Origin of the sequence: Bifidobacterium sp. B4111 (assembly GCF_026537235.1) — a bacterium.
Classification (GTDB): domain Bacteria; phylum Actinomycetota; class Actinomycetes; order Actinomycetales; family Bifidobacteriaceae; genus Bombiscardovia.
On sequence record NZ_JAFNMO010000001.1, the window covers coordinates 379885 to 402807 of the forward strand.

Below are 22923 nucleotides of genomic sequence, written 5' to 3' on the forward strand. Positions count from 1 at the left end.
GGAACGTTGATGAGGGATCATGATCGCCTGACGCTGGCCCTGGTCCTGGATTCCTTCGGCAACAGGGGCAATGGGACCTCCAACTCCGCCATCCAATACGCCCAGGGTCTGGAAGCGCTGGGGCACCAGGTCCGTCTGGTGGGGGTAGGCTCGACCGACTATCCGGCGCGGGTGCATCGAATTCCTCTAGTCTCTCATGTGGCGGCCAGACAGCAGATGAGCTTCGCTCGTGCTGATCCGGAACTTTTCCGGAGGGCCTTTGCCGGTGTGGATCTGGTCCATATTTACGAACCCTTCGCCTTCGGCCGTGCCGCCCTGGCACAGGCCAGGTTCATGGGCATACCGGTGACTGCCGGGTTTCACATTCAGCCTGAGAACATCACCTATTCAGCTGGTCCATTGCGCTACCTGCCCGGGGTGGATGCGGCCATCTACCGGCTCTTTCGATTCTGGCTCTACGATCACGTCAGGCACATCCACGTTCCTACCCAGCTGACGGCTGACCTCTTGCGCTCGCATGGGTACAAGGCCCACCTGCATGTCATATCCAACGGCTACCAGCCCAGGTTCAACCCCGGTGACCGATATGAGCGGGGCCGATACGAGCGGCAGCGGCCCGACCGGCTGATCCAAGTCGTGGCCTCTGGCAGGCTGGCCCGGGAAAAGGACCATCTGACTCTGATCCGTGCTCTGGCCCTGTGCAGGAACAGACGCAGAATCAGCCTGACCATAGCTGGCACAGGTCCCATGGAGCGTCGCCTGAAGGCGGAGGCCGCCAGGCAGCTGAACGGCACGCAGGTCTCGATTGGATTCCATCACAACACGACCATGCCTGATCTGCTCAGACAGGCCGATCTACTGGTCCATCCCTCCATCGCGGACCTGGAATCGGTCAGCGTCCTAGAGGGGATGGCCTGCGGCGCAGTCCCGGTAATAGCACAATCCGACCTGAGCGCCGCCAGCCATTTCGCTCTGGTTGAGCACTCGCTCTTCCCGGTCGGCAAGGCCCAGGCACTGGCTGCGCAAGTTGACTGGTGGATAGACCATCCTGATGCACTTGCGGTCTGGTCCAGACGCTACGCCGAACATGCCAAAGAGCATTATTCCTTGGATGCTTCCGTCAGAGCCTTTGCCAAGATGGTCATGCAGGTCGCCAAGCCCGATCTGGCTTAGATCTCCTTCTTGGATATGATCAGAGCCGACCCGATGATGGCCACCAGGACCACGCCCACGGATACGCCGGCATAGATCCAAGCCTGATCTGCCTTCAGCGTGTCCAGAACAATCTGTTAGCCGAACCCGACGAAGTCGAAGTATCGCAGCCATTTCCATTTCGCCGTGAACTCTATGAGGCCGATTAGCACAGGCCATATCACGATCGCCACCGCTGGAATGACTATGGATTGGGTAAGGATCAACAGGACGATGCCCAGGCTGATGATGACGGAGATGCAGAAGCTGACCGATAGGGTCATGACGGCCACATCCTTGTACAAGATGCCCCAGCCGACTCCGGGCTTCCTTCCAAGGGCCAGTCCGGTCAGCAGGTTGGCGATGAAGTAGCACAGGGTCATGAGGATGATGTCAATCAGGATGGTCGCGTACTTGCCTAAGATGAATTGCATGCGCGAGATGCCCGAGGTCAACGTGTTCTTCAGGGTGTGCTGGCTGTACTCCGAACCAATGACGATAACGAAGATTGCGATATAAAAGTAGATCAGGGACGTGGCGGAGGCGACTCCAACTTGCAGGCCTGTCCTGATGGTCCAGCTCTGGCCTTGGATTTCCAAAAGTTTATGACCGTATTCTTCCCCGCCCGTGCTGATACCCACAGTGTTCTTGCTCCAGGTGGTCCCGATGCCGAGGGCCACAGTGGCAATCAGCAGAAGCAGCATGCCGATGGAGTGTCGCTGCCTATAAAAGTCGGCCCTGATCTGGTTAATCATTGTTGCCTCCTCGACTTTTGAGGGTCCTTATTCAGCAGATCTGCGAAATATCCCTCTAACGATCCCTTCTGCTGGCTGATTTGATTGACCAGGATGCCTTTCTGAACCAGAAGACTGTTGATGGAGCCCGGTTCCAGATTCCCTTGCCTGATCAGAATCTGATGGTCGTCAAGGACTTGAAAGGGGCCGATTCCCTGGCGATCCATGATCGTGGCGGCTTTGGAGCTCTGGTCCACGTCGATCAACAGTCCATTCTGATTGATCCGATCCAGTTCGTCCTTGTCTACCTCCTTGATAAGGCGGCCGTGGCTGATGAACCCGAACCGGGAGGAGACCAGGTAGAGTTCGCTCAGAATGTGGCTGGAGATGAGAATGGTCGTCTGGCGCTCCTTATTGAGCTTTCCCAGAAGTGTCCTGAATTCAATGATTCCTGCCGGGTCCAGGCCGTTGATGGGCTCGTCCAGGATCAGGAAATCGGGCCGGGTGAGGATGGCCATGGCCAACCCAAGGCGCTGACGCTGACCAAGAGAGAGGTGAGCGGCCCGAGTCTTGGCCTTCTCGCCCAGACCAACGAAGTCGATGGCCTGGGAGATGGCCTTGTCGTCGGCCAGCCCGTGCTGGATGGCTGTCAGTTTCATGTTCTGGCTGACGGTCAGTTTTTTGAAGGCGGCCGGAGCCTCAATGATTGAGCCTATTCTGCTCAGAATGCGTCTGTTCTTGCCAATTGTGCGCCCCATCAGCCTTATGGTTCCCTTCTGCATGGGGGAGAGTCCGGTTATCAGACGCATCAGGGTGGTTTTGCCAGCACCGTTCTCGCCGATCAACCCGTAGATCTCACCCCTGTTTATGGAAAGGCTGAGATCCTCTACTGCCTGGAAGCGGCCGAACCGTTTGCTGACATGGCTAATATCCAGAATGGTATCGTCCATGGAGTTCCTTTCTCTGTGTCGCTATTAGAGAATCTAAAATGCCTTTCTTAAGTGCTTGGCAAAGAAATCATTAAGAATTACATAAATCCGATTGGGCGAGACTGGCATTGTGAGGCGGCTTCAGTAACATGAGTGTGACCCGTGAAAGTAAGAAAGCATGCCGACGATTCTGGTCGTGGAGGATCAGGAGGACATCCAGTCCCTGCTCAAGGATGTGCTGGGCGAGACCTATCGGATCGTCCAGGCGACCACAGGCGCCCAGGCCTTAGCTCGCTTCCAGCAGGAGGAACCCGACCTGATCCTTCTGGATCTGATGCTCCCCGTAATCACCGGGGACAGCGTCCTCAAGGCCATTCGGCGCATGTCTTCGGTGCCAGTCATCATCCTTACGGCCATCCAGGACAAGACCAGGACCGTCAGCCTCTTGGAGCAGGGCGCCAATGATTATGTGACCAAGCCTTTCGACATCGACGAGCTTCGCGCTCGCGTCCGGGTTCAGTTGCGCCAATCCGTGGCACTGAAAGCGGATGCGGATACAGCAGGTGAATCTGACGCCAAGATTTGTTTCGAGGGGATCGAGCTGGACCGGATGGAGCACACGGTCAGCGTTGATGGGCACAGGGTCGATCTGGCTCGCAAAGAATTCGCCATCCTTGAGCTTCTGATGGACCATCCGCATCGGGTTTTCGAGAAGGAGGACCTCTACAGACAGGTTTGGAACCATCCATACATCAATGCCGAGAATACTCTCAATGTGCACCTGAGTACCTTGCGGACCAGTCTTAACAAATATGCTGGAAGCCAGCGCTACATCGTGTCGGTCTGGGGTATCGGCGTTCGCCTGGTCTGAATTTGGGCGGAAAGCGGGACGACGAATAAGGGGTCATCGGAGGTGAATCCGTGAAGGTGGTTGCACTTGTTCTGGGTCTTGTCGCCCTAGCATTGGCGATTAAACTGATACTGCTGATTGTCGACCTCAAACGAATCAGCAGTGATCTGGATTTCATCAACCATGCGGACTCCAATGCCCTGGTAACCACTGGGGCCAATATCGGACTCATCCGCACTCTGGCGAATAGGATCAACGCCATTCTGAACAAAACCAGACGGCTGCAGATCACCCAGGCTGAGCAGAATAAACAGGTCCGACAGATGCTGACCAATCTGACCCATGACATCAAGACCCCTCTGACCGTGGCTAGGGGATACGCCCAACTGCTCAAAGAGGAATCGGACGACCAGGAGCAGCTGGACAAGATTCTCAACAACCTGCAGTCGGTGGATCACTATCTGCATTACCTGATGGATTTCAATCTGATTCAAGAGAAGAGCGTGAGTCTGGATTTGAGTAGGGTGAACCTGTCGGCCCTGGTTCAGCAGGAGCTCTTCAACGCCTTCGATTCTTTGACCGCACAGTCGGTCACGGTGGATCCCAGGGTCCAAGCTGGTGTGGAAATAACGACGGACCAGACCATGATGAGTCGGGTAATCCAGAATCTGATTGGCAACTGGCTCAAGTATGCGGAGGAATCAGCCTGGGTGGACCTGCACCAGGGCGAAGATGGGCGGGTTCATCTGGACTTCGGCAACAAAACCAAGGACGTAGCCGTCGATGTAGACAGGCTGATGGAACGGTTCCAGACCGAGGACCAATCACGGACCAAGATCAGAAGCACAGGTCTGGGTCTGAGCATCGTTGATTCCCTGGTGGATTCGCTCGGCGGTTCAATAAGGCTGGAATCCGCCAACGGTATTTTCTCGATCCACTTGCTGTTGAGTGATGCTCCGCAATCGAACGAACTGTAAACAATGCGGGTTTGAACCCCTCGGTTGGATGCTATGGCCTGTCATGGTCCTTGTGAAAGGACCATGACAGGCCATCAAGTGCAGGCAGGCGGAAAATGGTGTCAGGACACAAATCTGACCATGCTTGAATCCGACCGACAGGCGATCAGCTTTCTCACCTACGCGCTAGGGAAGATCAGGTCTTGGTGTGCGGGACTACAACAGCCCTGGCAGAGAGCTTGTTGTCGACCAGCTTGTGGTGGGCATTGAGGGCGTTGTCCAGCGCATAGGTTTCGATCTCAGCCTCAATCTGGCTGTTGCGATACATGTTGGCAGGGCGTGAAGAATCTGAATGGCGATCTGGGCCGGTCCGCCCAGGCCAATGACCAGAGCGTGCTTTCCGCCGCCGTTCAGATGAGGCATGGCAGCCCGGATCGTGGTAGGGGGTCAAGACGGTCATGTATTCTGCCATGCCGCCGTCGCGACCCAGACCCAAGGCCAGGGATTTATTGGTTACGGAGCTTGAGCATTAGTTCTCTTGGCCGGCCAAGCAGTCAGGGTAGTGGCCGCATCCGGATCACCCTTCTTGAAGCCCGTGACATCGGGGACTGCCTTTTCGGCCCAGCCGGTGGTCTCATGTCACAGAATAATCGGCGGTTTGGTGCGGCTCCAGGTTTCCGGCGTGCAGTCCTGGACGACGGATACATCGGAATGGCAGCAACCTGCCCCAGCAACCTTGAGCAGAACCCCGCCGCTTCCAGGGGTCGGCTCCGGCACTTCCTTGAGGGTGGGGAAGGTGTTGAATTGTTCGAAAACAATGGCTTTCATAAGCTCCCTTTCATCATTGAAGCATTTCCGTTCCTATGCTCAGGGCGGGGAGTGTGCACATCAGCATCGTTGCAATAAAAATCCTGCTGAACGCCAGCTTTCACTCATCCCGAAAGAGTGTGATATGTCCAACAATATGGGATTGGTCGTGTCTACATAGCGGATGGAAAGTTCACGTATATATGAGTATCCCTCCCCTAAGGATAACCGGCAGGGAAGGGGTGACGGGATGGCCTTGGTTTAGCTTGAGCGGCTTTTACAGCAGATTGATCAGAGCCTGGGTGTCCTCGACTGTCGTCGCCCAGGAGGTGGCCAGTCGGATCACGGTGTGGGTTGCATCGCTGCGTTCCCAGAAGTCGAAGGCGACCTGCTTGGACAGCTCCTCCATGCGCTCATTGTCCAGACAGATGAAGGTTTGGTTGGTTGGGGAATCCATAACAATCTGATACCCCTTCTCGCGCAGGGCTTCTTTGATCATCGCTGCTGTCTGGATGGCGCTTCGACTGATGCGCAGGTAGAGGTCATCGGTGAAAAGAGCGTCGAACTGCACTCCCAGGAGCCTTCCCTTGGCCAGAAGGGCTCCCCTTCTTTTGATCATGGTGCTGAAATGTTCGGGAGCATTCCCCCTGGGGAAGACCACCGCTTCGCCGCAGAGTGCGCCCACCTTGGTTCCTCCGATGTAGAAGACGTCGCAGAGACGGGCTATGTCCGCCAGATCGACATCGGTTCCTGGAGCCACTAGTCCATATCCCAGCCTGGCCCCGTCCAGGTAGAGCGGGATCTTGTATTTCCGACAGGTCTGCGAGAGATCTTCCAGCTCCTGGCGGCTGTAGAGGGTCCCATACTCGGTGGGATGGGAGATGTAAACCATGCCGGGGAAGACCATCTGCTCATGGTTTCCGTCGGCGTAGAAGCCATCAAGGAAGGCGTTAAGATCTCCTGCGCGAATTTTGCCCTGTTTGCTGGGGATGGTGAGGACCTTGTGGCCTATGGCTTCAATGGCACCGGCCTCGTGGACGTTGACATGGCCAGTATCCGCAGCGACCACCCCCTGGTAGGACTTCAGCAGGCAGGAGGTGACGACCTGATTGGTCTGAGTCCCTCCGGCCATGAAATAAACCTGGGCCTGGGGACAGTCACAGGCTTGAGCGATCTTCTGTGCGGCGGAAAAGCAGTACCGATCCTTGCCGTAGCCGGGAAGGTGCTCCATGTTGGTGTCGATTAGCCGTTGCAGGACTGCGGGGTGGGCGCCCTCGGAATAGTCGTTGACGAATGACAGCATGCGGGTCCTTCCTGTTCGACGATAATCGGCCCCGGATCAGCCAAACCGATCTGGAGTCATGGTTCTGACTACAGCATATGCGACAGGTCGTCCAGCAGATGCTCAGGCGATAAGTTCCTTGACCGATGCAATGATCGCCTGAAGGCTGACCTTGGCATCGTTGAAGAGCATCTGCGTATTCGGATTGAAGTAGAGCTCGTTTTCGATGCCTGCATAGCCCTTGCCGCGACCTCGTTTGAGAACGACAACATGCTGGGCCTTGTCAACGTCCAGGATGGGCATGCCGGATACTGCGGTCCCTGGTCGGCGGGCCGCGGGGTTGGTCACGTCATTGGCGCCAACCACCAAGGCGACGTTGGCTGATGGGAACTGGGGATTGATGTCGTCGAGGTCGATCAATTCCTCATAGGGGACGTTGGCCTCGGCCAAGAGGACATTCATATGTCCGGGCATGCGGCCAGCCACCGGATGGATGGCGTAAGAGACCTCCACGCCATGACCCTTGAGCAGCTCGCCCAAGTCGGCCAGTTCGCGCTGGGCTTGAGCCTGAGCCAGACCAAAGCCGGGGACAAAGATGACCTTGTCTGCGTAGACCAGCTGGACAGCCACATCGTCGGGTGTGGTCTCCTTCATAGTCCCTTGGGCACCCTGATCCTGGCTGGCGCTGACAGAGGAACCGCCAAACCCTCCAGCTAGAACGCTCAGGAGAGGCCTGTTCATGGCCTGTGCCATCAGGACGGACAGGGTCGCTCCAGCGGCACCGACCAGTGCGCCAGCCACGATCAAGGCGACGTTGTCGATGGCCAGGCCGTTCATGGCCACAGCTGTGCCAGTGCAGGCGTTCAGAACAGAAATGACCACGGGCATGTCAGCGCCGCCGATGGGGATGACGAAGACCAGTCCGTAGCCTAGGGCGAATATGGCCGTGAGGAGGGCCCATGGGGTCCGATTGTCTGGATTCAGGCAGAGCATGACCAGGCAGAGCACCGTCAGCAGGGCGAAGAGCACATTCCAGACAGCCTTGGCCGGCAGCTTCAGGTTTTTGATCAGGCTGACGCCCTGAAGCTTGCCGGCAGCTATCAGGGAACCGGTGAAGGTGACGGAACCGATGACCACACCGAGCCCGGCGGTGATCAGCACCACCAGAGTCGGGGTACCTTCGGAAGTGAGTATGTCGTTCAAGGCGACCAGGGCTGCTGCGCCGCCGCCGACCGTGTTGAAGACGGAAACCAGCTGGGGCATGTCCGTCATTTTGACCTTCCTGGCCGAGTAGACCCCTGCTGCGGACCCGATCAGGATGCCGAGCACGAGCAGAACGATGGCCAGGGAGGAGGCGAAACCGGTGGCGAACAGGTGGATGAAGGCCATGGCTACGGCGATGATCATGCCTGCTGCAGAAATCCTATTGCCTGTGCGGGCCGTTTTGGGGGAGTTCATGCAGTGCAGCCCCATGACGAACATGACCGAGGAGAGGAGGTAGACGAACCAGGTGATGATGTCGAGGGTGTTCACTTGTCGGCTCCCCCGTCCTCAGCATTCGCTACCGGGACGGCCGAAGCCTGGTGGTTCTGGTCGTCTTTGTTCTTTTTCCTGCCGGATTTCGATGATTTGAACATCTCCAGCATTCTGTCCGTCACTACATAGCCGCCCACCACATTCATGGCACCAAGTATGGCCGCCAGGAAAATGAGGACGTAGGAAAGCGGGGAGTGCGCCTCCGTTGCAATGATGACCACGCCGACGATCACAATGCCATGGATTGAGTTTGCTCCGGACATCAGAGGCGTATGAAGGGTGGCCGGAACCTTGCCGATCACTTCAACGCCGATCAGCAGAGCCAAGATAAAGAGTGTAATTGCTATGACCAAGGAATTCATTGCTGGTGGCCTTTCCTCTCACTGCTTGCCGCGTCTGTGCTTCCGCGCGCGCCAGACTCTGCTGTTCCTGTTACGACCAGCGCCTGATCTATTCCATCATCTGCCTTGATGCTCAGCGCTCCATTGCGGACAAAATGAACCAACACGTCCGCCACATTCCTGGCCAGAAGGCTGGAGGCCGTCGTGGCCACACCGCTTGCCAAGTATGGCGCACCTATCATGATGACTCCCTCATGCGTGGTCGTGGTTCCTACCTGCGACCCCTCAACGTTGCCGCCAAGATCGCTGGCTGCGCAGTCCACCACCACGGCTCCGGGGTGTAGATTGGCTACTCCCTTGGCACTCAGGAGCCTGGGCGGCTTCCCTCCTGGGACCTTGGCTGTGGTGATGACCACATCGAAACCTGCCGCCTTGGCATCCACCGCTGCCTGCTGCTGAGCCTGCTCCTGGCTGTTCAGCTGGCGCGCATAGCCGCCCTCGCCCTGACCTTTGGAGAAATCCAGTCCCAGGTCAAGGAACTTGGCTCCCAGGGATTCCACCTCCTGCCTGGAGGCGGGTCTGACATCGTAGGCGGTGACTACGGCTCCCAGACGTTTGGCGGTTCCGATGGCTTGCAGTCCTGCAATGCCGGCGCCCAGAACCAGAACCTTGGCTGGCCGGATGGTTCCTGCTGCAGTGGTCATCATGGGGAAGAAGGATCCGTAGGCATCGGCAGCCACCAGAGCTGCCTTGTATCCCATGACTGAGTTCTGCGAGGTCATTTCATCCATGGACTGAGCAGAGCTGAGCTGACGGGGGAGTCGTTCCATGGCGATACCCGTCAGTCCGGCCTCGTCCAGGGCTTTGATGTAATCCTGATCTGAGAAAGATCCCAGCATGCCGATGATCCAGGTCTTGTTTTGTATCCGGCTCAGCAAGGATGTGTCTGGCCTGTTGACAAATCCCAGGACTTGGGATTTGGACAGGACTGTATTCCTGTCGGTGACTGCAGCCCCTGCTCGCTGATAATCCTCGTCCCTGAAGCCGGCTCGGACTCCAGCGCATGACTCCATCAGACAGGTGATGCCCTGCCTCGCCAGACGGGTCACGATGTCTGGCGTCAAGGCCACGCGCGACTCATCATGGCTGGTTTCATTCAGGACCCCGAAAGTTATCTGAGATTGTTCTGGTCCGCTCATACCCTTCCTTTTCTTCCACAACGATGTGTGAATAATTTCGATATAGAATATAGGTTTCGTCCGTTACTGTTGGGCAACTATCCGTCTTTATTCTAGTCGATTTCCAGACGATCGAATATGGCAGATTGCCCGACTGGAGCTTACAATCGGCCATCTTGTCACCTTTGACATCATATGCTGAAATTTGGCGTATCAGGGAGCAGACTGCGGGAACATCAGCCGCGGAGCAGTCTCGTTCTGCGCCCTGCTCCAAGGCTGATATTCCCTTCTCTAGAACGGTTGATCTGATTTGATTCGATTGCCTTTATCGGACAGTTTTCTTTATAGGCTCTTGTTCTGAGATTCTCTCACATTTCGATTGTTCACAGTATCCAAGTTGAGGATTGGACTCAGGTGGATACTGTAGTAATTCCGTTATTGTCTCATGCCCCTTTGTCGTGGTTTCCATCGGCAATCGGTTCCTTGGATTTGGAATGCAATGGATCGTGATGGTAGATAAGGGCGAAGGCAGCCAGAGTTTCAATCATGCTGGCGATGATCCAAGCTATGACGATGGCGTTCTGATGCTTGTTGATCGTTCCCATGCGGGTGAAGATGAACACATCCATGATGAAGGTCTGTAGAACCAGAAGGACCGTCGCCACAACGACCGTCCTGGTATGCCTGTCAGCCTCCGTTCCCTCTTCCTCTGGCTTGCCGGGAGACTTGAAGCTGGCATAGGAGAGGAGCCAGATGCCGATTCCGAATAAGACGGCAGCAAGAGGCAACGAGAAGAAGATCGGCATGGTGCTCAGGCTGAGGCCCAGAGCTGCGACCAAGACTGCCGAGGCCAGGCCTAGATAGAAGGAATCATGGTTTTTCGCCTTGGGCGGTTTGGCTGGCTTGCTTTCCTTAGTCAGCTGAGATGGCTTCTCGGCAGTCTTATTGGTTTGGCTCGGCTCGTTGTCATGAGAGGGGCCATCATGCTCTCTGTCTACGTGTCCGGTCTGTGCGCGCTCGGGGGCTAGGGCCCGTTCCTGCTTATTTAGTGCTTTAGGTCCGCCATGATCAGAATCCTTGTTGGACGGGTTCCTGCCTTCCTTCTCGCCTGTTTGCTCTGATGCATGCTTCGCCTCGGGTGCATTTGCTGTTTGGCTTTCTTTTCCGGCATTAGCAGTTTCCAATGGTTTTGGCATGCGGTTCTTGTCGTTCATGGATGTTTGCTGAGAACTTTCACGTGTGCTGTCGCTCCGTGAGGAGTTGCCCTCATGCCTGCCTTGGTTCTTATTTGCATGTTCGTTTCGATTGTTGCTCATCTGATCCTCCAGGCTTGTGCTTCCGCGTCACTTGTGGCAGGTCATCTGGCAGCCTGCCTATTTTCAGGAAGCAACCTCCGTTGAGGCCAGTGTATGTGTCCTTTTCTCGTAAAAGTGACATTGACCGGCGCTAGATCGGCATCATTTCGATATTGACCAAGTGCAGGTGAAGCACAGAGAGTTAGACGAAGGGGGCCTGCAAAAGCGCTGGATTCGTTGCAATATATTCAACGACGGAGGGTGTTTGTTTATTCATGGTCTGCATCGGCGGTCATGATCTGAACTTTTGACTCTTGGACAGCGCTGCTATTGCTGTGATCAGTCAGATGATTGTATATCCTGACTTGTCAAGGGCATCCAGGGCGGCAGGGAAGTCCTCGGCCTTGGTAAGGACATAGTCCGTGTTGTAGGTCGAGACAGCGAAAATGCCTATGCCCCTGTCTGCCAGGATGGTGGCAATCGGCGCCAGGATGCCGATTAGCGAAAAATCAAGAATGCCTTGAATGCGTAAGGCCCGCCATCCGTCGCTGCGTTCCAGAGTCTGGCTGGGAACCATCTCGGCTGGACAGACCAATGAAGCCTCTTGGTCGGTTCGTCCTGTAAAAACGTAAGGTGAGTTCAGATCTACCTCTGTATAATCAGCAACCTTGCAAACGGCCAGGTTCGCCTCTATGGGCTGGATGCAGATGCCCCGCCCCTGCCTTGTCGCTGAGCTGCAATCCTTGGTTGTGAGTGACTTGCTTTTTAAGTGGGAACGAATGATGGCGTATAGCGCAACCAGGGCCCATCCGCATTCGAGGGCAAAAAAGGCCCACTGTCGGTTAGCCAGGGCATCGACGGCCAGCAAGCTTGCGCCGACAAGGTTTAGAGCAAGGTTGACCCGACTGCTGCTGGACAGGCTTAGCACAAAGGCCATGAGTAGCAGCAAAAATCCAATAAGTTGAACCAGTGTGAGCAAACCAACCACATCCTTCCGCGAGTGACCTGATGAGCGTCGTCGTCAATCCGGGTACGGCGCGTCTCGTCCGGGGAAGGGAAGCTTCCGCAAGATACTGTAGCACCACTGGCAGGGGGGGGGCTGAAGGTTTGGTGCGCCACTCACGCAGAAGATGAATGGGTAGCCATATGCAGCAGGTATTGTACTGTCTTCCCATGCTTTGTTAGATTGCAGGAGGACATCACCATGGAGGGGATAGAGTATGCAAAAACTGCAGTTGAGCAATGGCTTCGAACTGCCCATATTAGGATACGGAGTCTACCAGATAGATGATTTGGCTGAATGCAAGCGTGGAGTGGCGTCGGCCCTCGATGACGGCTACCGCCTTATCGATACTGCCGCCTGCTATGGCAACGAGAGAGCAGTAGGGGATGCTCTGAGTGAAGCAGCCATTCCTCGAGAGGAAGTGAGCCTCTCCTCAAAGGTCTGGATTCAGCAAAATGGTTACGAGGGGACGATGCAGTCCTTTGAAAAGACGTTGATGAACCTGCAGACCGACTACCTGGATCTGTACCTCATCCATATGCCCTATGGCGATTATCAGGGGTCTTGGAGGGCTATGGAAGACCTGTACGAGCAAGGCCGGGTCCGTGCCATCGGGGTCTGCAATTTCCTGCCTGACCGGCTGATTGATTTGATTCTTTCCAGCCGAATTGCGCCCATGGTCAACCAGATTGAGCTGCATCCTTTCACCCAGCAGATTGCACTCCGAAAGGTCATGGCTGAGCAAGGGGTTGCCCCAATGGCCTGGGCGCCTCTGGCTGAAGGCCGTCAGGACATTTTCGACAATCCTGTCCTCAGGCGTATTGGCCAGCGTTATGGCAAGACCCCGGCCCAGGTGGTATTGCGCTGGCTGACCCAGCAGGGGATATGCGCCATCCCGAAGTCCGTGCATGAGGAACGGATTCGCGAGAACCACAATATTGCAGATTTCAGTCTTGATGATGACGATATGCATGACATCAGGGCCATGGATACGGGAGGGCCGCTCATTCTTGATGTGGATACGCCTGATGAGGCCACGCGTTTGCATGGGATATCTTATACACAGTGACTGAGGTCCGCTGAGCCGATACGGCAAGGGCGCCTGCACCTGAAGACTCCAGTGTGAGCGCCCTTGTTTTAATATCAGGGATTGTTACTTATTTTATGCACCTGCGCCTCGACTAGCTTATTGTGCTGGCCAGTCGCCTTGCAGACGGCTCAAGTAATCCTTGGCTGCCTTTTCCAGGCTCTGATCGTTCATGCCTGAGCTAACGCCGGTCAGAATGAAGGGCTTCCGATAGACGGTACCGATGAGATTGCTGGTAGCTTTGAACGGAGCCAGGAGTTCATCTACCGTATAGCCGAACTCTCCCTCATGGCGATAGTTTTCTCCGGCAGAGCCAACCGAGACGGTAAGCATGAGTTCCTTGCCTTTCAGAGCATCACCGTGAGTGCCGTAGGCCCATCCGTAGGTGAGCACCAGGTCTTCCCACTCCTTAAGCAGCGGGGGGCAGCTGTACCAATACATAGGAAACTGCCATACCAGACGGTCGCAGCTTTTGACGAATGCTTGCTCGCTCGGGATGTCTATGTGGCCTGAGCGCAAGGCAGCGTATTCGTCCCGGACCAGGATGCCGTCATCTTCATGCCCCAGGGCTTCCCGCATCAGGCGGGAGTTGATCCGTGAGGCTTCCATATGGGGGTGGAAGACCAGGACTGTCGTCTTGGTGTTTTGCTTCATGCCTTATTCTCCTTCAGTCATCATTTTGCCAGATTTGCTTGGCACGGTTGAAAGCCGACCAGGCCTTCGGCCAGCCTGCGTAGAAGGCGAGATGGGTGATTTCCGCTGCGATCTCGTCCTTGGTGATGCCGTTCTTTTTTCCGATGTTCAGGTGAGCGTCGAGCTGTTCTGTGCTACCCATGGCGATCAATGCGGCTATGGTGATCATGCTTCTGTCGTGCGCGGGCAGCGCTTGTTCATCGGCCCAGACTTCGCCAAATAGAACATCATCATTCAGAGCTGCGAACTGAGGCGCGAATTCGCCCAACTGTTCTCTTCCTGCTGTTTGCTTTGTGGACATGATGTCCCCTTCCTTGCTGACTGTATGATGGCCCAAGATTGCCTGACGCCAGTCGGCATGCGCAGGTTCATTCCTGTTTTGGATATGAACGGAAACAGTTTAGGACTCTCGAAACGGCATGTATAATGCTGATTGCTTATATGTTGGTATTCGTTTTTCGCATGAGTCCATTGACGCGTCTCTACCTGATCAGTTTTTCTTGGCTCTGGTAGGGGTCTTGTCTGTTGTGACAATGGGTCGCCCTCTCTGCTGACCCCTGATGCCGTTTTTTCGCTTGCGAGCATCTAGCTGTCTCTTGGGTTGTACAGCGATGGGAGTTGAAGGAATGAGAACCACTGGTTTGGACCATCCAGTCATCGCAGTGCAGGATGTCGATGCGACCTGCGCGTTTTACCGTGATGTGCTGGGCACGCAGGTGCAGACGCTCGGCGATGGGCGTTTGGCGCTGAAATTCGGCCAACAGAAGATCACCATTCGAAACCGCCCATGAGATTGACCCCAAGGCTGACAGGCCCACGCCCGGCCCGGTTGACTTGCGTCTGCTTGTGGAGGACTTGCTGGATGATGTTGTTGCAACGCTTCATAAGCATCATGTCGACTATCTGGGCCCGGTCAACAGGACTGGTGCGCATGGGGCTATCACCTCGGCGTACGTCAGGGACCCCGATAGGAATCTGATTGAGCTTTCCAGATATGATCAGGAATGATACCGGACAAGAACCGGATGCGTCAGCACATGCACCCCTATGGCTAAATTCTCTGAGACGTTAGTCCAGTTAGTGCAGACTGGGTTTCGTTGTTTTGCTTATACTGCGAGTCGCATTCTAGTGTTTTCCGGGCTTCTGCTGATTTGCAGGTGTTTTCTGCACCAATCTGCTTTCGTAATATTTCCAGGTAATGGCTCGCAGCCGGTGAAAAATGCCTATTGCTCTTCCAGACCAGGTTCACTCTGGTTCTAAGTTCAGGCGCCAGAGGTTTGAAGACCAGATTTGAATCCTCCGTCAGATTGATGATGCGGTCCAGGCAAAGCGCGTAACCACATCCTTCGCTGACGAATAGTGACGCATTGAAAAGCAGATTGTATGTTCCGACAACATGCAGATCGTGCTCCGAGAAGGAACTCCATCCGCTGAATTCTCTGTCGAATCTGACTTGCCGTGAGAGCAGGAGGGGTATCTGCTCAAGATCTTCCTGGCGGATGCCATCATGGTTGGCCAGCGTGGAGTCCTTGCGCATGAGCAACCCCCATCTGTCGGCTGTAGGCAAGCTGATATAGGTGTATTTGGTGTTGTCCGCGGGCTCAAAAAGCAAGCCAAAATCCAGAAGTCCCGATTCTAATTGATCTGTTACGGCCTGACTATTCCCGCTGAAGATGTGGAACTTTACCTGCGGATATTGCTGCAGCATGCACTCTGCGGCCCTGGCCAGGAAGCGCACAGCCTCCGTCTCACCTGCGCCGATGTAGATATTGCCGCTGATCGGCTTACCCATGCTTGTGAGCTCAGCCTCGGCACGGTCAGCCATGAGCACGATCTCGCGTGCCCGGTCACGCAGCAGTTCCCCTGCTGGAGTCAGCGTGATTGTGCGGCTTCCGCGGTCAAAGAGCTTGTGACCTAGATGTTCTTCCAGCTCTTTTATCTGCCTGGACAGGGATGGCTGGGATACGCTTAGGTACTCAGCTGCCCCAGTGATGCTTCCCTCTTCAACGATGGCCAGGAAATACCTCAGCACCCGTAAATTCAATTTGAGCCTCCAAGTGGTTCTCTTTTGACAAGATCACGATCAATGGCCTTGATTTGTTCGCGATGCTTATGCTTATGTCAAGCTGTTGTCAACGCGCAAAATGACTGCATAATCCCTTATCTTGCCATATCTATTAAGCATGATTATATATCGAACATAGTTATTTGATATGAATCAAACAATGATGTTTACTATTTTTAGATTTCAGTACTTGGGCGTCCTCGCCCTCACGAATTCTATATAATCGTTTGCTGCTTTGACGAAAGGAACAGTTAATGACTTCCTGTTTATTTCAAATCAATACGAATAGATCTGAATCTGGAGCTCAAATCAGGGGGAAGTCGCCGGTCTCTGGGATGAGAGAATTAAATGACATGGAAGCAGAACCCAACCTGCGTCCTAAAACCGTGCAAAGGCGATTGACGGGTGAACGTGCAGCTTTCTTCTGCAAGCATCACGATTTTGACTCGGTCACCTTTGCGGATGGGGAATCCCCACTCAAGCATGCCAGTGATATACGTCTTAGCCAAAGCGGCTTTCAGTGGAAGTATCCGCTATGGTATTGCAAAGATATTTCCTTGGAGGATTGCACACTGTTCACCATGGCCAGAGCTGGAATCTGGTATACGCACAACATAAGCCTTGAGGACACCACCATTCAGGCTCCCAAAACTTTCAGGCGCTCCAGCGGCATAGTAATGAGGAATGTAACGATGCCAAATGCTGATGAGACGCTATGGAATTGTCGCAACATCGATATGGAGCGCGTCAGCGCACAAGGCGATTATTTTGCTATGAACAGCCATGGCATCAGAGCACGCGATTTCAGCTTAGATGGGAATTACTCCTTTGATGGTGCCAGTGACATAAATATTGACCATGCCCGAATACTGTCCAAGGACGCATTTTGGAACACGGAGAATGTGACAGTGCGGAATTCAATCATCTCAGGGGAATACCTGGGTTGGAACTCTAAAAACCTGACTTTCGAGAATTGTCAGATTGAAAGCCTGCAGGGTATGTGCTACATAGATAATCTTGTTCTACGCAATTGCCGTCTGATCAATACAACCCTTGCTTTCGAGTACTCAAGTGTGAATGTGGAAGCCAAGGGTTATGTAGACAGCATACTTAATCCGCAGTCAGGAACCATTCGGGCGGATGGATTCGGCGAGATTACTATTGAACCTGAGCGAGTCGATCCTGTGAAAACAACCATTGAAGATAATTCTGCGACCTTGAATACGAGGTGATTGCGTCAGAAACCGCGACTTTATCAGGAGTAATAATAATCAGCTTGCTGAAAGGTCTCGCGATTGGATTGGTTTTTGGAGCGCCTGTTGGCGTTGCGGGAATTATGAGCATGCAAAGAACCTTGTTTGCAGGGCCAGCAGCTGGCTTTATGCTGGACTGGAGCCAACTGCTATTTGATTAATTACAAGAGCAGAGTGATGAATCTCGTAGTGAGGGGAGCAGGTTAGTGCTCCCCTCATGTAAATATCTTTTGTTAGGATACGCCTATAAATTGAACTAATTCAGCAAGCGAATTATAGAATATAGCCATTGCGCCGTTTTTCGCTTCATTATTACTAAAATCCATTATACGATAAGTCATCGTAGCTCTCACCGATGCAGGAAATAAGCAAAGCTAGCTATAAATCTGGTGATTATCGTTCTTCTTCAAATCACAACTCTCTTGGCCATTTTGAATAAGTAACCTATCAGCCAATGTAAAACAACGGGGTTGTCCCTCTTTCTTTGTGCCTAGACAGTAAATCCCAGTCTTGGGTGGCATTGCCCATAATGCTCTGCAGCGACGCGTAAATTTTGGCGGATCACCCGATCCATTTCCCCAAGCAGCAATGATGCTATCAGAGTATTTACTGATTGCCTCCCTTGTGAATTCGTCGTTTTCAGAGCCAATTGGGTCGTTTACCGCTTGAAATGGTTCTTTGCCAGGAGGTCTTACACCGGCATAAAGATCAACTATTGCTATGCCATCATGACATAGTCCTTTTTGTCATCCCATTTTTGAACGAGTTTTATGCATTTATCTATAGCGGGGCGGTCATCGTATTCGTTGCCCGTAAAAAATTCTGCATAATGATGCATGCCGGATTCGGCTTTTCAGCGTCGGTGCTCCATTCTCTGGCGAGCAGGAAGCGATATGCTCTTTGGTCGTTTTTTGAACCAGCAAAAACTGCTGTCTGTTTCATGTTTTGGACATGTGTTGCAAGTGAAGAGGTTTTACCTACCATGATTCTCCTTTCAAAATGGAATATAGGCAAAGAGGCATTTAAATATATCGGGTTATATAGGGTGGCCGCTTCATGATTGTTTCGGAGCTATCCGAGTTGTGTGGAGCAATCTACTCCCTGGTATTTCGCAAAGGCAGCATTGTATTGAAGAAAGTTGTATATGTTAAACTTAAATTATTGTTATGTCAAAGTGCCTAGTGTTCATTAAACATGAAGCATTCTGCATAGTCCATTTCAAGGTTCTGCCTGTAGTTGCTTTTGAGAGGTCTGTTTCCTAGAAATCTGCATATTTAATGGGGCGACATCAATTACTTAACGGCTAGCGTAAATCTAAAGCTATTGGGAATTAAAATAAATATGTGAGCACAAAGTTTATCATCAACTACTCTGCTCGATCTTTGGTGCTGCTCCTAATAATTGCCAATTATTTCTTTCTCTCAAGATCTTTGATCTTTCTGCTGATCGGAACAACTTTCTGCGAACATGAGCTTTTACTGCAGGATTGCATTGAAATAACTTGCACAAGTTCTGTAGAGAGGAAAATAATCTTGGTGGGCTCTAATCGTATGTCAACCGTCAGCACTTTTATCTAAGGCACACAAATGGCATACAAGAGTAGTTTAAAAAGTCCTTCTGCACATATGGAAACCCTGCTTGTCAAGCGGAAGCAAGGTTGTGGTGGGGTGGCTAACGCGGCTCGAACGCGCGACCTCCTGAACCACAATCAGGTGCTCTACCAACTGAGCTATAGCCACCATGGTGAATCGACCCGCGATGCGGATCAATGCAACAGATGAAACTATACACGATGGCGCGACATGGCACGCCGGTGAGGTGTGACCCATGCGATAAAAGCCAGGTTTTGTCTTGGCATATTTCATGCATATTCAATTCACGACCGCGGCCTCTACGTAAAAAGTTTCCAGCACCACCAGGGTCTTGTCGTCGGCGGCGAAGTCGGGATCATCCAGTGCCTGTCGCATGTTCTCTGAGGTCCAGAAGGACTCATGAGACTCTCGCCACTCCGCCAGACTTTTATGGCCTTCTCCTTCGTTCAGAACATGCTGCAGCGCGACCACGCCCAGTCGGGTCACGCTCACCGAGGCATATCTGAGGACGGCAACCGGTTGCTCATCTGAGTCCACTAAAACTGTTCGTCGGCCGGAGGAGGGAAGTGGTTCATGACCATGGATGAACTCTGCCATAAGACTGGTCGTAGCAGTTTTGCGCCCGTCCAGAATAGCCTCCACCAGGCGGTCACGTTCTGGACCAGGGAAGACGAATTCATCCTTGGGTAGATTCCTAACATCTTGGGCTTCTATAGTCGGTACTTGTTTATTTGACATAGTCGATGCGATTGTCTTGCCTCTTAGGCTCTTCGTTGTCGAGCGCTTTTCTTACCGGCTGGTAGGCCTTGATCAGATCAGCCAGACTCATAGCGGCGTTGGCAGGGCTGGTGGACGGCAGATTGATCATCGTCGGTCGATGCCCTTTCTCTTCCAGATCCGGCAGGCAGTAGCGACGGTAAAGCTGACCGGCCTTGCGTCCTGTAGTGAAAATGGTGCCGATCGGCGCACCATCCAGCAGATCGGCGATGTCGGTCGGCACCACTCCGGTGATGGAGGCATCGGAGGCGCCGCAGATGTCGCATTCCTGAACGACATCCCAGAGCGCTATGCGGTGATTGAGGGCGAACCGAGCGCGGACAGCCGGATCGGGCTCCGGAACAGGCTGGTCGAAGAGTGCGGCCAGTACAGGCCAGAAGCGGTTGCGCGGAAACATGTAGTAGAAGCCAGCCTCGCGAGAACTTGGGCTGGGTATAGATCCAAGGATCAGCACACGGGACTGGTCATTCCAGACAGGCCCGAACCCGTGGGTGACGTGGGTGACATGTGTGGACGAACCTGCGATCATGCGCCAAGCAGACTAGTCAGAGACGCGGTCATCACATCAGCCTGAGCGACCACCATAATGAAGACCAGCAGACTGGTTGCACATTCAACCAGGCCCACATACAAAATGGGAATGCGGCGCCGACGGGAGATGGCAGGCAGCAGGGCCGCACGCACCAGCAAAACCAGGCCGGTCAGCAGAGGCCACCATCCTGCGGTGTGCACCATGGCGACCCCGATCAGGCAGAGGGCCAGGTTCCAAGTCAGCGAAAGCAGGTAGCACCAGGTCTTGCCACGCTCGCGGATCATGGTTTTGACGAAGATGACCGACCCGAACTGGGTCACAGCGAAGACCGCTGCACTGACCACTCCGATCGATGGCAGGGAGGCGCTTGGCAGGAATCCGCTGGCAAAGCAGTCCACTGCAGGATTCGGTTGGCATCCAGAGTAGCCGGCGTTGGCACCTGTCAGACCCGATTCCGGCTTCTGGAATCGTGACCCTAAGGAAACGACGATCAGACAGAGCATGCAGGCTGCAATCACCGCTACGGCATCGTTCCACCAAGAGCGCTCCGTGCGCATCCAGGCGGCGGCAAAGTTCAGCACGCCCAGCACCAGGTAGAGCGGGGCCCATCGCAGGAGCCCAGGGGTGCCGACCAACAGGATCAGCCCGGTCACAGCCGTGAGCAGAGCGTATCCCAAAGCCGGTGGCGCGAATCTGGCAGCTCGGTGCGAAACCATCCACCGCGAGCCCGTGAACTCAAAGCAGTAGCAGAAAGCCCAAGCGACCATGAGCAGCAGGCTCCTCCAGGTTCGGCCTCCGACCAGCAGCCCAGCCAGGCCCGGCATCAAGGCCATGGCCCAGCCGCCTATCTGGTCGGGTATCCATAAACGACGCCACTGTCGACCCTTGGACCCTGATCCGGTCGGTTTTGCTGATTTGCAGGCTCGAGGGCTCGGTCTGCTGCCGTTTGATCCGGCTGCCTTGACCCTTTCTGCGTCTGTAAGCATACTCATCAGCCTACGCCCCGGTATGGCTGTCGCCGCCTCTTCCGTAATGCAGACTCAGTCAATATCATGGTCGAAGGAGTCATGGGGATCATACGGGTCCCTGGTTTCAGGAGGCGGATGATGGGTCAGGTGGATATTAAACGCGTATACGAGCAGGCCGCTGACGAGGACGGGGTCCGCATCCTGGTCGACAGGCTCTGGCCGCGCGGCGTCAGCAAGGAGCGGGCAGCCCTGTCCGGCTGGCTCAAGGATGTTGCGCCCAGTCCGGATCTGCGGCGCTGGTGGCACCATGATCCGGACCGCTTCGAGGACTTTGCACGCCGCTACTGCATTGAGCTGGATGACAATCCCGCCCTGGAGGATCTGCTGAGCATCGCGCGTGAACATGATCGGACAACACTGGTTTATGCAGCCAAGGACCCAGCCGTCAACCATGCCCTGATCCTGCGTGACTACGTCCGCCAGGCTCTTGACAAGGAAGATAAGTAGACGCTGACCATTCACAAATGTCAGAGCATTTCCGGACGCTGGCATTGATGTTTCTGGTGACTATATTTACCGATCCAGATGTGCTTTTCCGATACCTATATATGTGTATAGTAGGAATCTGCCATAGACGGGTACCTCATTGTAGGTATCTGTAAATATAAGGCATGTGCAAGGATCTCCCATTAACAGTTTCAGTGCGGCATTGCAGCGAGCACAGCCTAGAGCATACTTCCAAGTGCAAGACATGGACATGTCTGCCCCGATGATATACTTTTCATCGTGTGTGCCGACAGCACGCCTTATGTTACAGGTGGGCTCGTCGGGGTATCCCCGGATCCGAAGAGTGCAGGCAGCAATGCCCAGCAGGAGGATCAGGGGCCATCGGGCCGGTGGACAGTGGCTGATCTCTCCTTTTGGGAGCGACTGCGGCTGCGGTGCGGCGGTCTCGCAGTGCAAACGAAGACAAGTTCATCGAAGGAATCGGAGAGAGTCAGTTGCCAACAATTGAACAGCTCGTCCGCAAAGGGCGCAAGGCCAAGCCTCGCAAGTCGAAGACTTTGGCGCTTAAGGGCAGCCCGTTGCGTCGCGGCGTATGCACCCGTGTTTACACCACCACCCCCAAGAAGCCGAATTCGGCTCTGCGGAAGGTTGCCCGTGTCCGTCTGAGCTCCGGCATTGAGGTTTCCGCCTACATCCCCGGCGAGGGCCACAACCTGCAGGAGCACTCCATCGTGCTGGTGCGCGGCGGACGTGTCAAGGATCTGCCCGGCGTGCGCTACCACATCGTGCGCGGTGCGTTGGATACCCAGGGAGTCAAGGATCGTAAGCAGGGCCGTTCCCTGTACGGAGCAAAGAAGGCCAAGTAACACATGTCACGCAAAGGACCAGCTAAAAAGCATCAGCTCCTGCCCGATCCCATCTACGGTTCCACCGTGGTGGCCCAGCTGATCAACAAGATCCTGCTGGACGGCAAAAAGTCCATCGCCGAGAACATCGTCTACACCGCTCTGGAGCAGGTCAAGGAGAAGACCGACCAGGAGCCTGTGGCCGTGCTCAAGCGCGCCTTGGACAACATTCGTCCCAGCCTGGAGGTCCGCAGCCGTCGTGTCGGCGGCGCCACCTACCAGGTCCCCGTCGAGGTCAAGCCGAACCGCGCCAATACGCTCTCGTTGCGGTGGCTGACCGATTACAGCCGCGCCCGTCGTGAGAAGACCATGTCGGAGCGGCTGGCCAACGAGATCCTTGATGCCTCCAACGGCCTGGGTGCCGCGGTCAAGCGCCGCGAGGACACCCACAAGATGGCCGAGGCCAACAAGGCATTCGCCCACTATCGCTGGTAATCCCAAG

28 protein-coding genes, 1 tRNA gene and 1 riboswitch are annotated in these 22923 nt (G+C 54.5%); of the genes, 9 read left to right on the forward strand and 20 right to left on the reverse strand.

Features of this window, described 5'->3' with window-relative positions:
* Nucleotides 1-9: 9 nt before the first annotated feature.
* Entirely contained in the window at nucleotides 10-1173 is a 1164-nt protein-coding gene (locus J3T93_RS01845; RefSeq protein WP_267430322.1) for a glycosyltransferase, read from the forward strand.
* A 116-nt stretch (nucleotides 1174-1289) separates the two neighbouring features.
* Here the strand turns inward: J3T93_RS01845 and J3T93_RS01850 are convergent, their stop codons facing one another.
* Nucleotides 1290-1946 (reverse strand): ABC transporter permease, encoded by a 657-nt coding sequence (locus J3T93_RS01850; protein WP_267430323.1) that lies wholly within the window; start codon nucleotides 1944-1946, stop codon nucleotides 1290-1292.
* Nucleotides 1943-2875, reverse strand: coding sequence for an ABC transporter ATP-binding protein (locus J3T93_RS01855; RefSeq protein ID WP_267430324.1), 933 nt, complete (start codon nucleotides 2873-2875; stop codon nucleotides 1943-1945). Before J3T93_RS01855 ends, J3T93_RS01850 begins: the two co-directional genes overlap by 4 nt.
* 157 nt (nucleotides 2876-3032) lie before the next feature.
* Between J3T93_RS01855 and J3T93_RS01860 the strand changes: the two genes are divergently transcribed.
* Together J3T93_RS01860 and J3T93_RS01865 are read left to right on the forward strand one after the other, a co-directional pair.
* Nucleotides 3033-3725, forward strand: coding sequence for a response regulator transcription factor (locus J3T93_RS01860; RefSeq protein WP_267430325.1), 693 nt, complete (start codon nucleotides 3033-3035; stop codon nucleotides 3723-3725).
* Between the two features lie 50 nt (nucleotides 3726-3775).
* Nucleotides 3776-4681, forward strand: coding sequence for a sensor histidine kinase (locus J3T93_RS01865; protein WP_267430326.1), 906 nt, complete (start codon nucleotides 3776-3778; stop codon nucleotides 4679-4681).
* A gap of 175 nt (nucleotides 4682-4856) precedes the next feature.
* Here the strand turns inward: J3T93_RS01865 and J3T93_RS01870 are convergent, their stop codons facing one another.
* The 8 genes from J3T93_RS01870 to J3T93_RS01905 form a co-directional block, all read right to left on the reverse strand.
* Nucleotides 4857-4988: a hypothetical protein gene (locus J3T93_RS01870; RefSeq protein ID WP_267430327.1), complete on the reverse strand. Its 132-nt coding sequence runs from the start codon at nucleotides 4986-4988 to the stop codon at nucleotides 4857-4859.
* Between the two features lie 311 nt (nucleotides 4989-5299).
* Nucleotides 5300-5488: a hypothetical protein gene (locus J3T93_RS01875; RefSeq protein ID WP_267430328.1), complete on the reverse strand. Its 189-nt coding sequence runs from the start codon at nucleotides 5486-5488 to the stop codon at nucleotides 5300-5302.
* Between the two features lie 256 nt (nucleotides 5489-5744).
* Nucleotides 5745-6770, reverse strand: a complete 1026-nt coding sequence (locus tag J3T93_RS01880; protein ID WP_267430329.1) for a threonine aldolase family protein — start codon at nucleotides 6768-6770, stop codon at nucleotides 5745-5747.
* A gap of 102 nt (nucleotides 6771-6872) precedes the next feature.
* On the reverse strand, nucleotides 6873-8282 hold the full coding sequence (locus tag J3T93_RS01885) for an NAD(P)(+) transhydrogenase (Re/Si-specific) subunit beta (RefSeq protein WP_267399640.1): 1410 nt from the start codon (nucleotides 8280-8282) through the stop codon (nucleotides 6873-6875).
* Nucleotides 8279-8647 (reverse strand): NAD(P) transhydrogenase subunit alpha, encoded by a 369-nt coding sequence (locus J3T93_RS01890; RefSeq protein WP_267399641.1) that lies wholly within the window; start codon nucleotides 8645-8647, stop codon nucleotides 8279-8281. Before J3T93_RS01890 ends, J3T93_RS01885 begins: the two co-directional genes overlap by 4 nt.
* Nucleotides 8644-9825 (reverse strand): NAD(P) transhydrogenase subunit alpha, encoded by a 1182-nt coding sequence (locus J3T93_RS01895; protein WP_267430330.1) that lies wholly within the window; start codon nucleotides 9823-9825, stop codon nucleotides 8644-8646. The genes J3T93_RS01890 and J3T93_RS01895 overlap by 4 nt, the downstream gene beginning before the upstream one ends.
* A 422-nt stretch (nucleotides 9826-10247) precedes the next feature.
* Nucleotides 10248-11018 (reverse strand): hypothetical protein, encoded by a 771-nt coding sequence (locus J3T93_RS01900; RefSeq protein WP_267430331.1) that lies wholly within the window; start codon nucleotides 11016-11018, stop codon nucleotides 10248-10250.
* A gap of 424 nt (nucleotides 11019-11442) precedes the next feature.
* Complete coding sequence (locus tag J3T93_RS01905) at nucleotides 11443-11694, reverse strand: ACT domain-containing protein (RefSeq protein WP_267430332.1); 252 nt, start codon at nucleotides 11692-11694, stop codon at nucleotides 11443-11445.
* Between the two features lie 414 nt (nucleotides 11695-12108).
* A riboswitch (guanidine-III (ykkC-III) riboswitch) is annotated at nucleotides 12109-12169 on the reverse strand.
* Between the two features lie 150 nt (nucleotides 12170-12319).
* On the opposite strand from J3T93_RS01905, the gene J3T93_RS01910 reads away from it, so the two are divergent.
* On the forward strand, nucleotides 12320-13171 hold the full coding sequence (locus J3T93_RS01910) for an aldo/keto reductase (RefSeq protein WP_267430333.1): 852 nt from the start codon (nucleotides 12320-12322) through the stop codon (nucleotides 13169-13171).
* 117 nt (nucleotides 13172-13288) lie between these two features.
* Here J3T93_RS01910 and J3T93_RS01915 read toward each other — a convergent pair whose 3' ends face one another.
* Nucleotides 13289-13843: an NAD(P)H-dependent oxidoreductase gene (locus tag J3T93_RS01915; protein WP_267430334.1), complete on the reverse strand. Its 555-nt coding sequence runs from the start codon at nucleotides 13841-13843 to the stop codon at nucleotides 13289-13291.
* A 13-nt stretch (nucleotides 13844-13856) separates the two neighbouring features.
* Nucleotides 13857-14183, reverse strand: a complete 327-nt coding sequence (locus J3T93_RS01920) for a carboxymuconolactone decarboxylase family protein (protein ID WP_267430335.1) — start codon at nucleotides 14181-14183, stop codon at nucleotides 13857-13859.
* Between the two features lie 325 nt (nucleotides 14184-14508).
* Here J3T93_RS01920 and J3T93_RS01925 point away from each other — a divergent pair, with 325 nt between their 5' ends.
* Nucleotides 14509-14673 carry a VOC family protein gene (locus tag J3T93_RS01925; RefSeq protein ID WP_267430336.1) on the forward strand — a complete coding sequence of 55 codons (165 nt, stop codon included), beginning with the start codon at nucleotides 14509-14511 and terminating at the stop codon, nucleotides 14671-14673.
* On the opposite strand, the gene J3T93_RS01930 is transcribed toward J3T93_RS01925, so the two are convergent.
* Nucleotides 14651-14815: a hypothetical protein gene (locus tag J3T93_RS01930; protein WP_267430337.1), complete on the reverse strand. Its 165-nt coding sequence runs from the start codon at nucleotides 14813-14815 to the stop codon at nucleotides 14651-14653. The two genes, J3T93_RS01925 and J3T93_RS01930, sit on opposite strands and share 23 nt — an antisense overlap.
* A 118-nt stretch (nucleotides 14816-14933) precedes the next feature.
* Nucleotides 14934-15926 (reverse strand): LysR family transcriptional regulator, encoded by a 993-nt coding sequence (locus J3T93_RS01935; protein WP_267430338.1) that lies wholly within the window; start codon nucleotides 15924-15926, stop codon nucleotides 14934-14936.
* Nucleotides 15927-16300: 374 nt separating this feature from the next.
* On the opposite strand from J3T93_RS01935, the gene J3T93_RS01940 reads away from it, so the two are divergent.
* A complete protein-coding gene (locus J3T93_RS01940) occupies nucleotides 16301-17179 on the forward strand; it encodes a DUF3737 family protein (protein WP_267430339.1) in 879 nt (292 codons plus the stop codon).
* A gap of 395 nt (nucleotides 17180-17574) precedes the next feature.
* On the opposite strand, the gene J3T93_RS09995 is transcribed toward J3T93_RS01940, so the two are convergent.
* From J3T93_RS09995 to J3T93_RS01965, 6 genes are all read right to left on the reverse strand, one after another.
* Nucleotides 17575-17922: a DUF1643 domain-containing protein gene (locus tag J3T93_RS09995; protein WP_416378821.1), complete on the reverse strand. Its 348-nt coding sequence runs from the start codon at nucleotides 17920-17922 to the stop codon at nucleotides 17575-17577.
* A 58-nt stretch (nucleotides 17923-17980) separates the two neighbouring features.
* A complete protein-coding gene (locus J3T93_RS01945; protein ID WP_267430340.1) occupies nucleotides 17981-18184 on the reverse strand; it encodes a hypothetical protein in 204 nt (67 codons plus the stop codon).
* 679 nt (nucleotides 18185-18863) lie between these two features.
* Nucleotides 18864-18939: transfer RNA gene (locus J3T93_RS01950), tRNA-His, on the reverse strand.
* A 132-nt stretch (nucleotides 18940-19071) separates the two neighbouring features.
* Nucleotides 19072-19530, reverse strand: a complete 459-nt coding sequence (locus tag J3T93_RS01955) for an ASCH domain-containing protein (RefSeq protein ID WP_267430341.1) — start codon at nucleotides 19528-19530, stop codon at nucleotides 19072-19074.
* A complete protein-coding gene (locus J3T93_RS01960) occupies nucleotides 19520-20098 on the reverse strand; it encodes a DNA-deoxyinosine glycosylase (protein WP_267430342.1) in 579 nt (192 codons plus the stop codon). Before J3T93_RS01960 ends, J3T93_RS01955 begins: the two co-directional genes overlap by 11 nt.
* Nucleotides 20095-21087, reverse strand: a complete 993-nt coding sequence (locus J3T93_RS01965) for a YwiC-like family protein (protein WP_267430343.1) — start codon at nucleotides 21085-21087, stop codon at nucleotides 20095-20097. The genes J3T93_RS01960 and J3T93_RS01965 overlap by 4 nt, the downstream gene beginning before the upstream one ends.
* An 81-nt stretch (nucleotides 21088-21168) precedes the next feature.
* Between J3T93_RS01965 and J3T93_RS01970 the strand changes: the two genes are divergently transcribed.
* From J3T93_RS01970 to rpsG, 3 genes are all read left to right on the forward strand, one after another.
* A complete protein-coding gene (locus J3T93_RS01970; protein WP_416378719.1) occupies nucleotides 21169-21576 on the forward strand; it encodes a DUF488 domain-containing protein in 408 nt (135 codons plus the stop codon).
* Between the two features lie 494 nt (nucleotides 21577-22070).
* Nucleotides 22071-22442: a 30S ribosomal protein S12 gene (gene rpsL, locus J3T93_RS01975; RefSeq protein WP_015022141.1), complete on the forward strand. Its 372-nt coding sequence runs from the start codon at nucleotides 22071-22073 to the stop codon at nucleotides 22440-22442.
* Between the two features lie 3 nt (nucleotides 22443-22445).
* Nucleotides 22446-22916 (forward strand): 30S ribosomal protein S7, encoded by a 471-nt coding sequence (gene rpsG, locus J3T93_RS01980; protein WP_015022140.1) that lies wholly within the window; start codon nucleotides 22446-22448, stop codon nucleotides 22914-22916.
* The last annotated feature ends 7 nt before the right edge of the window (nucleotides 22917-22923 follow it).

Bases quoted from the DNA above. Each gene is read 5' to 3' on its own strand.
- J3T93_RS01965 (WP_267430343.1), bottom strand. From the start codon at position 21,087: ATGCTTACAGACGCAGAAAGGGTCAAGGCAGCCGGATCAAACGGCAGC.
- J3T93_RS01945 (WP_267430340.1), bottom strand. From the start codon at position 18,184: ATGGTAGGTAAAACCTCTTCACTTGCAACACATGTCCAAAACATGAAA.
- J3T93_RS01880 (WP_267430329.1), bottom strand. From the start codon at position 6,770: ATGCTGTCATTCGTCAACGACTATTCCGAGGGCGCCCACCCCGCAGTC.
- J3T93_RS01940 (WP_267430339.1), top strand. From the start codon at position 16,301: ATGGAAGCAGAACCCAACCTGCGTCCTAAAACCGTGCAAAGGCGATTG.
- rpsG (WP_015022140.1), top strand. From the start codon at position 22,446: ATGTCACGCAAAGGACCAGCTAAAAAGCATCAGCTCCTGCCCGATCCC.
- J3T93_RS01925 (WP_267430336.1), top strand. From the start codon at position 14,509: ATGAGAACCACTGGTTTGGACCATCCAGTCATCGCAGTGCAGGATGTC.
- J3T93_RS01850 (WP_267430323.1), bottom strand. From the start codon at position 1,946: ATGATTAACCAGATCAGGGCCGACTTTTATAGGCAGCGACACTCCATC.
- J3T93_RS01920 (WP_267430335.1), bottom strand. From the start codon at position 14,183: ATGTCCACAAAGCAAACAGCAGGAAGAGAACAGTTGGGCGAATTCGCG.
- J3T93_RS01930 (WP_267430337.1), bottom strand. From the start codon at position 14,815: ATGCGCACCAGTCCTGTTGACCGGGCCCAGATAGTCGACATGATGCTT.
- J3T93_RS01890 (WP_267399641.1), bottom strand. From the start codon at position 8,647: ATGAATTCCTTGGTCATAGCAATTACACTCTTTATCTTGGCTCTGCTG.
- J3T93_RS01900 (WP_267430331.1), bottom strand. From the start codon at position 11,018: ATGAACGACAAGAACCGCATGCCAAAACCATTGGAAACTGCTAATGCC.
- J3T93_RS01860 (WP_267430325.1), top strand. From the start codon at position 3,033: ATGCCGACGATTCTGGTCGTGGAGGATCAGGAGGACATCCAGTCCCTG.
- J3T93_RS01910 (WP_267430333.1), top strand. From the start codon at position 12,320: ATGCAAAAACTGCAGTTGAGCAATGGCTTCGAACTGCCCATATTAGGA.
- J3T93_RS01970 (WP_416378719.1), top strand. From the start codon at position 21,169: ATGGGGATCATACGGGTCCCTGGTTTCAGGAGGCGGATGATGGGTCAG.
- J3T93_RS01875 (WP_267430328.1), bottom strand. From the start codon at position 5,488: ATGAAAGCCATTGTTTTCGAACAATTCAACACCTTCCCCACCCTCAAG.
- J3T93_RS01855 (WP_267430324.1), bottom strand. From the start codon at position 2,875: ATGGACGATACCATTCTGGATATTAGCCATGTCAGCAAACGGTTCGGC.
- J3T93_RS01960 (WP_267430342.1), bottom strand. From the start codon at position 20,098: ATGATCGCAGGTTCGTCCACACATGTCACCCACGTCACCCACGGGTTC.
- J3T93_RS01870 (WP_267430327.1), bottom strand. From the start codon at position 4,988: ATGTATCGCAACAGCCAGATTGAGGCTGAGATCGAAACCTATGCGCTG.
- J3T93_RS01895 (WP_267430330.1), bottom strand. From the start codon at position 9,825: ATGAGCGGACCAGAACAATCTCAGATAACTTTCGGGGTCCTGAATGAA.
- J3T93_RS01955 (WP_267430341.1), bottom strand. From the start codon at position 19,530: ATGTCAAATAAACAAGTACCGACTATAGAAGCCCAAGATGTTAGGAAT.
- J3T93_RS01915 (WP_267430334.1), bottom strand. From the start codon at position 13,843: ATGAAGCAAAACACCAAGACGACAGTCCTGGTCTTCCACCCCCATATG.
- J3T93_RS01845 (WP_267430322.1), top strand. From the start codon at position 10: ATGAGGGATCATGATCGCCTGACGCTGGCCCTGGTCCTGGATTCCTTC.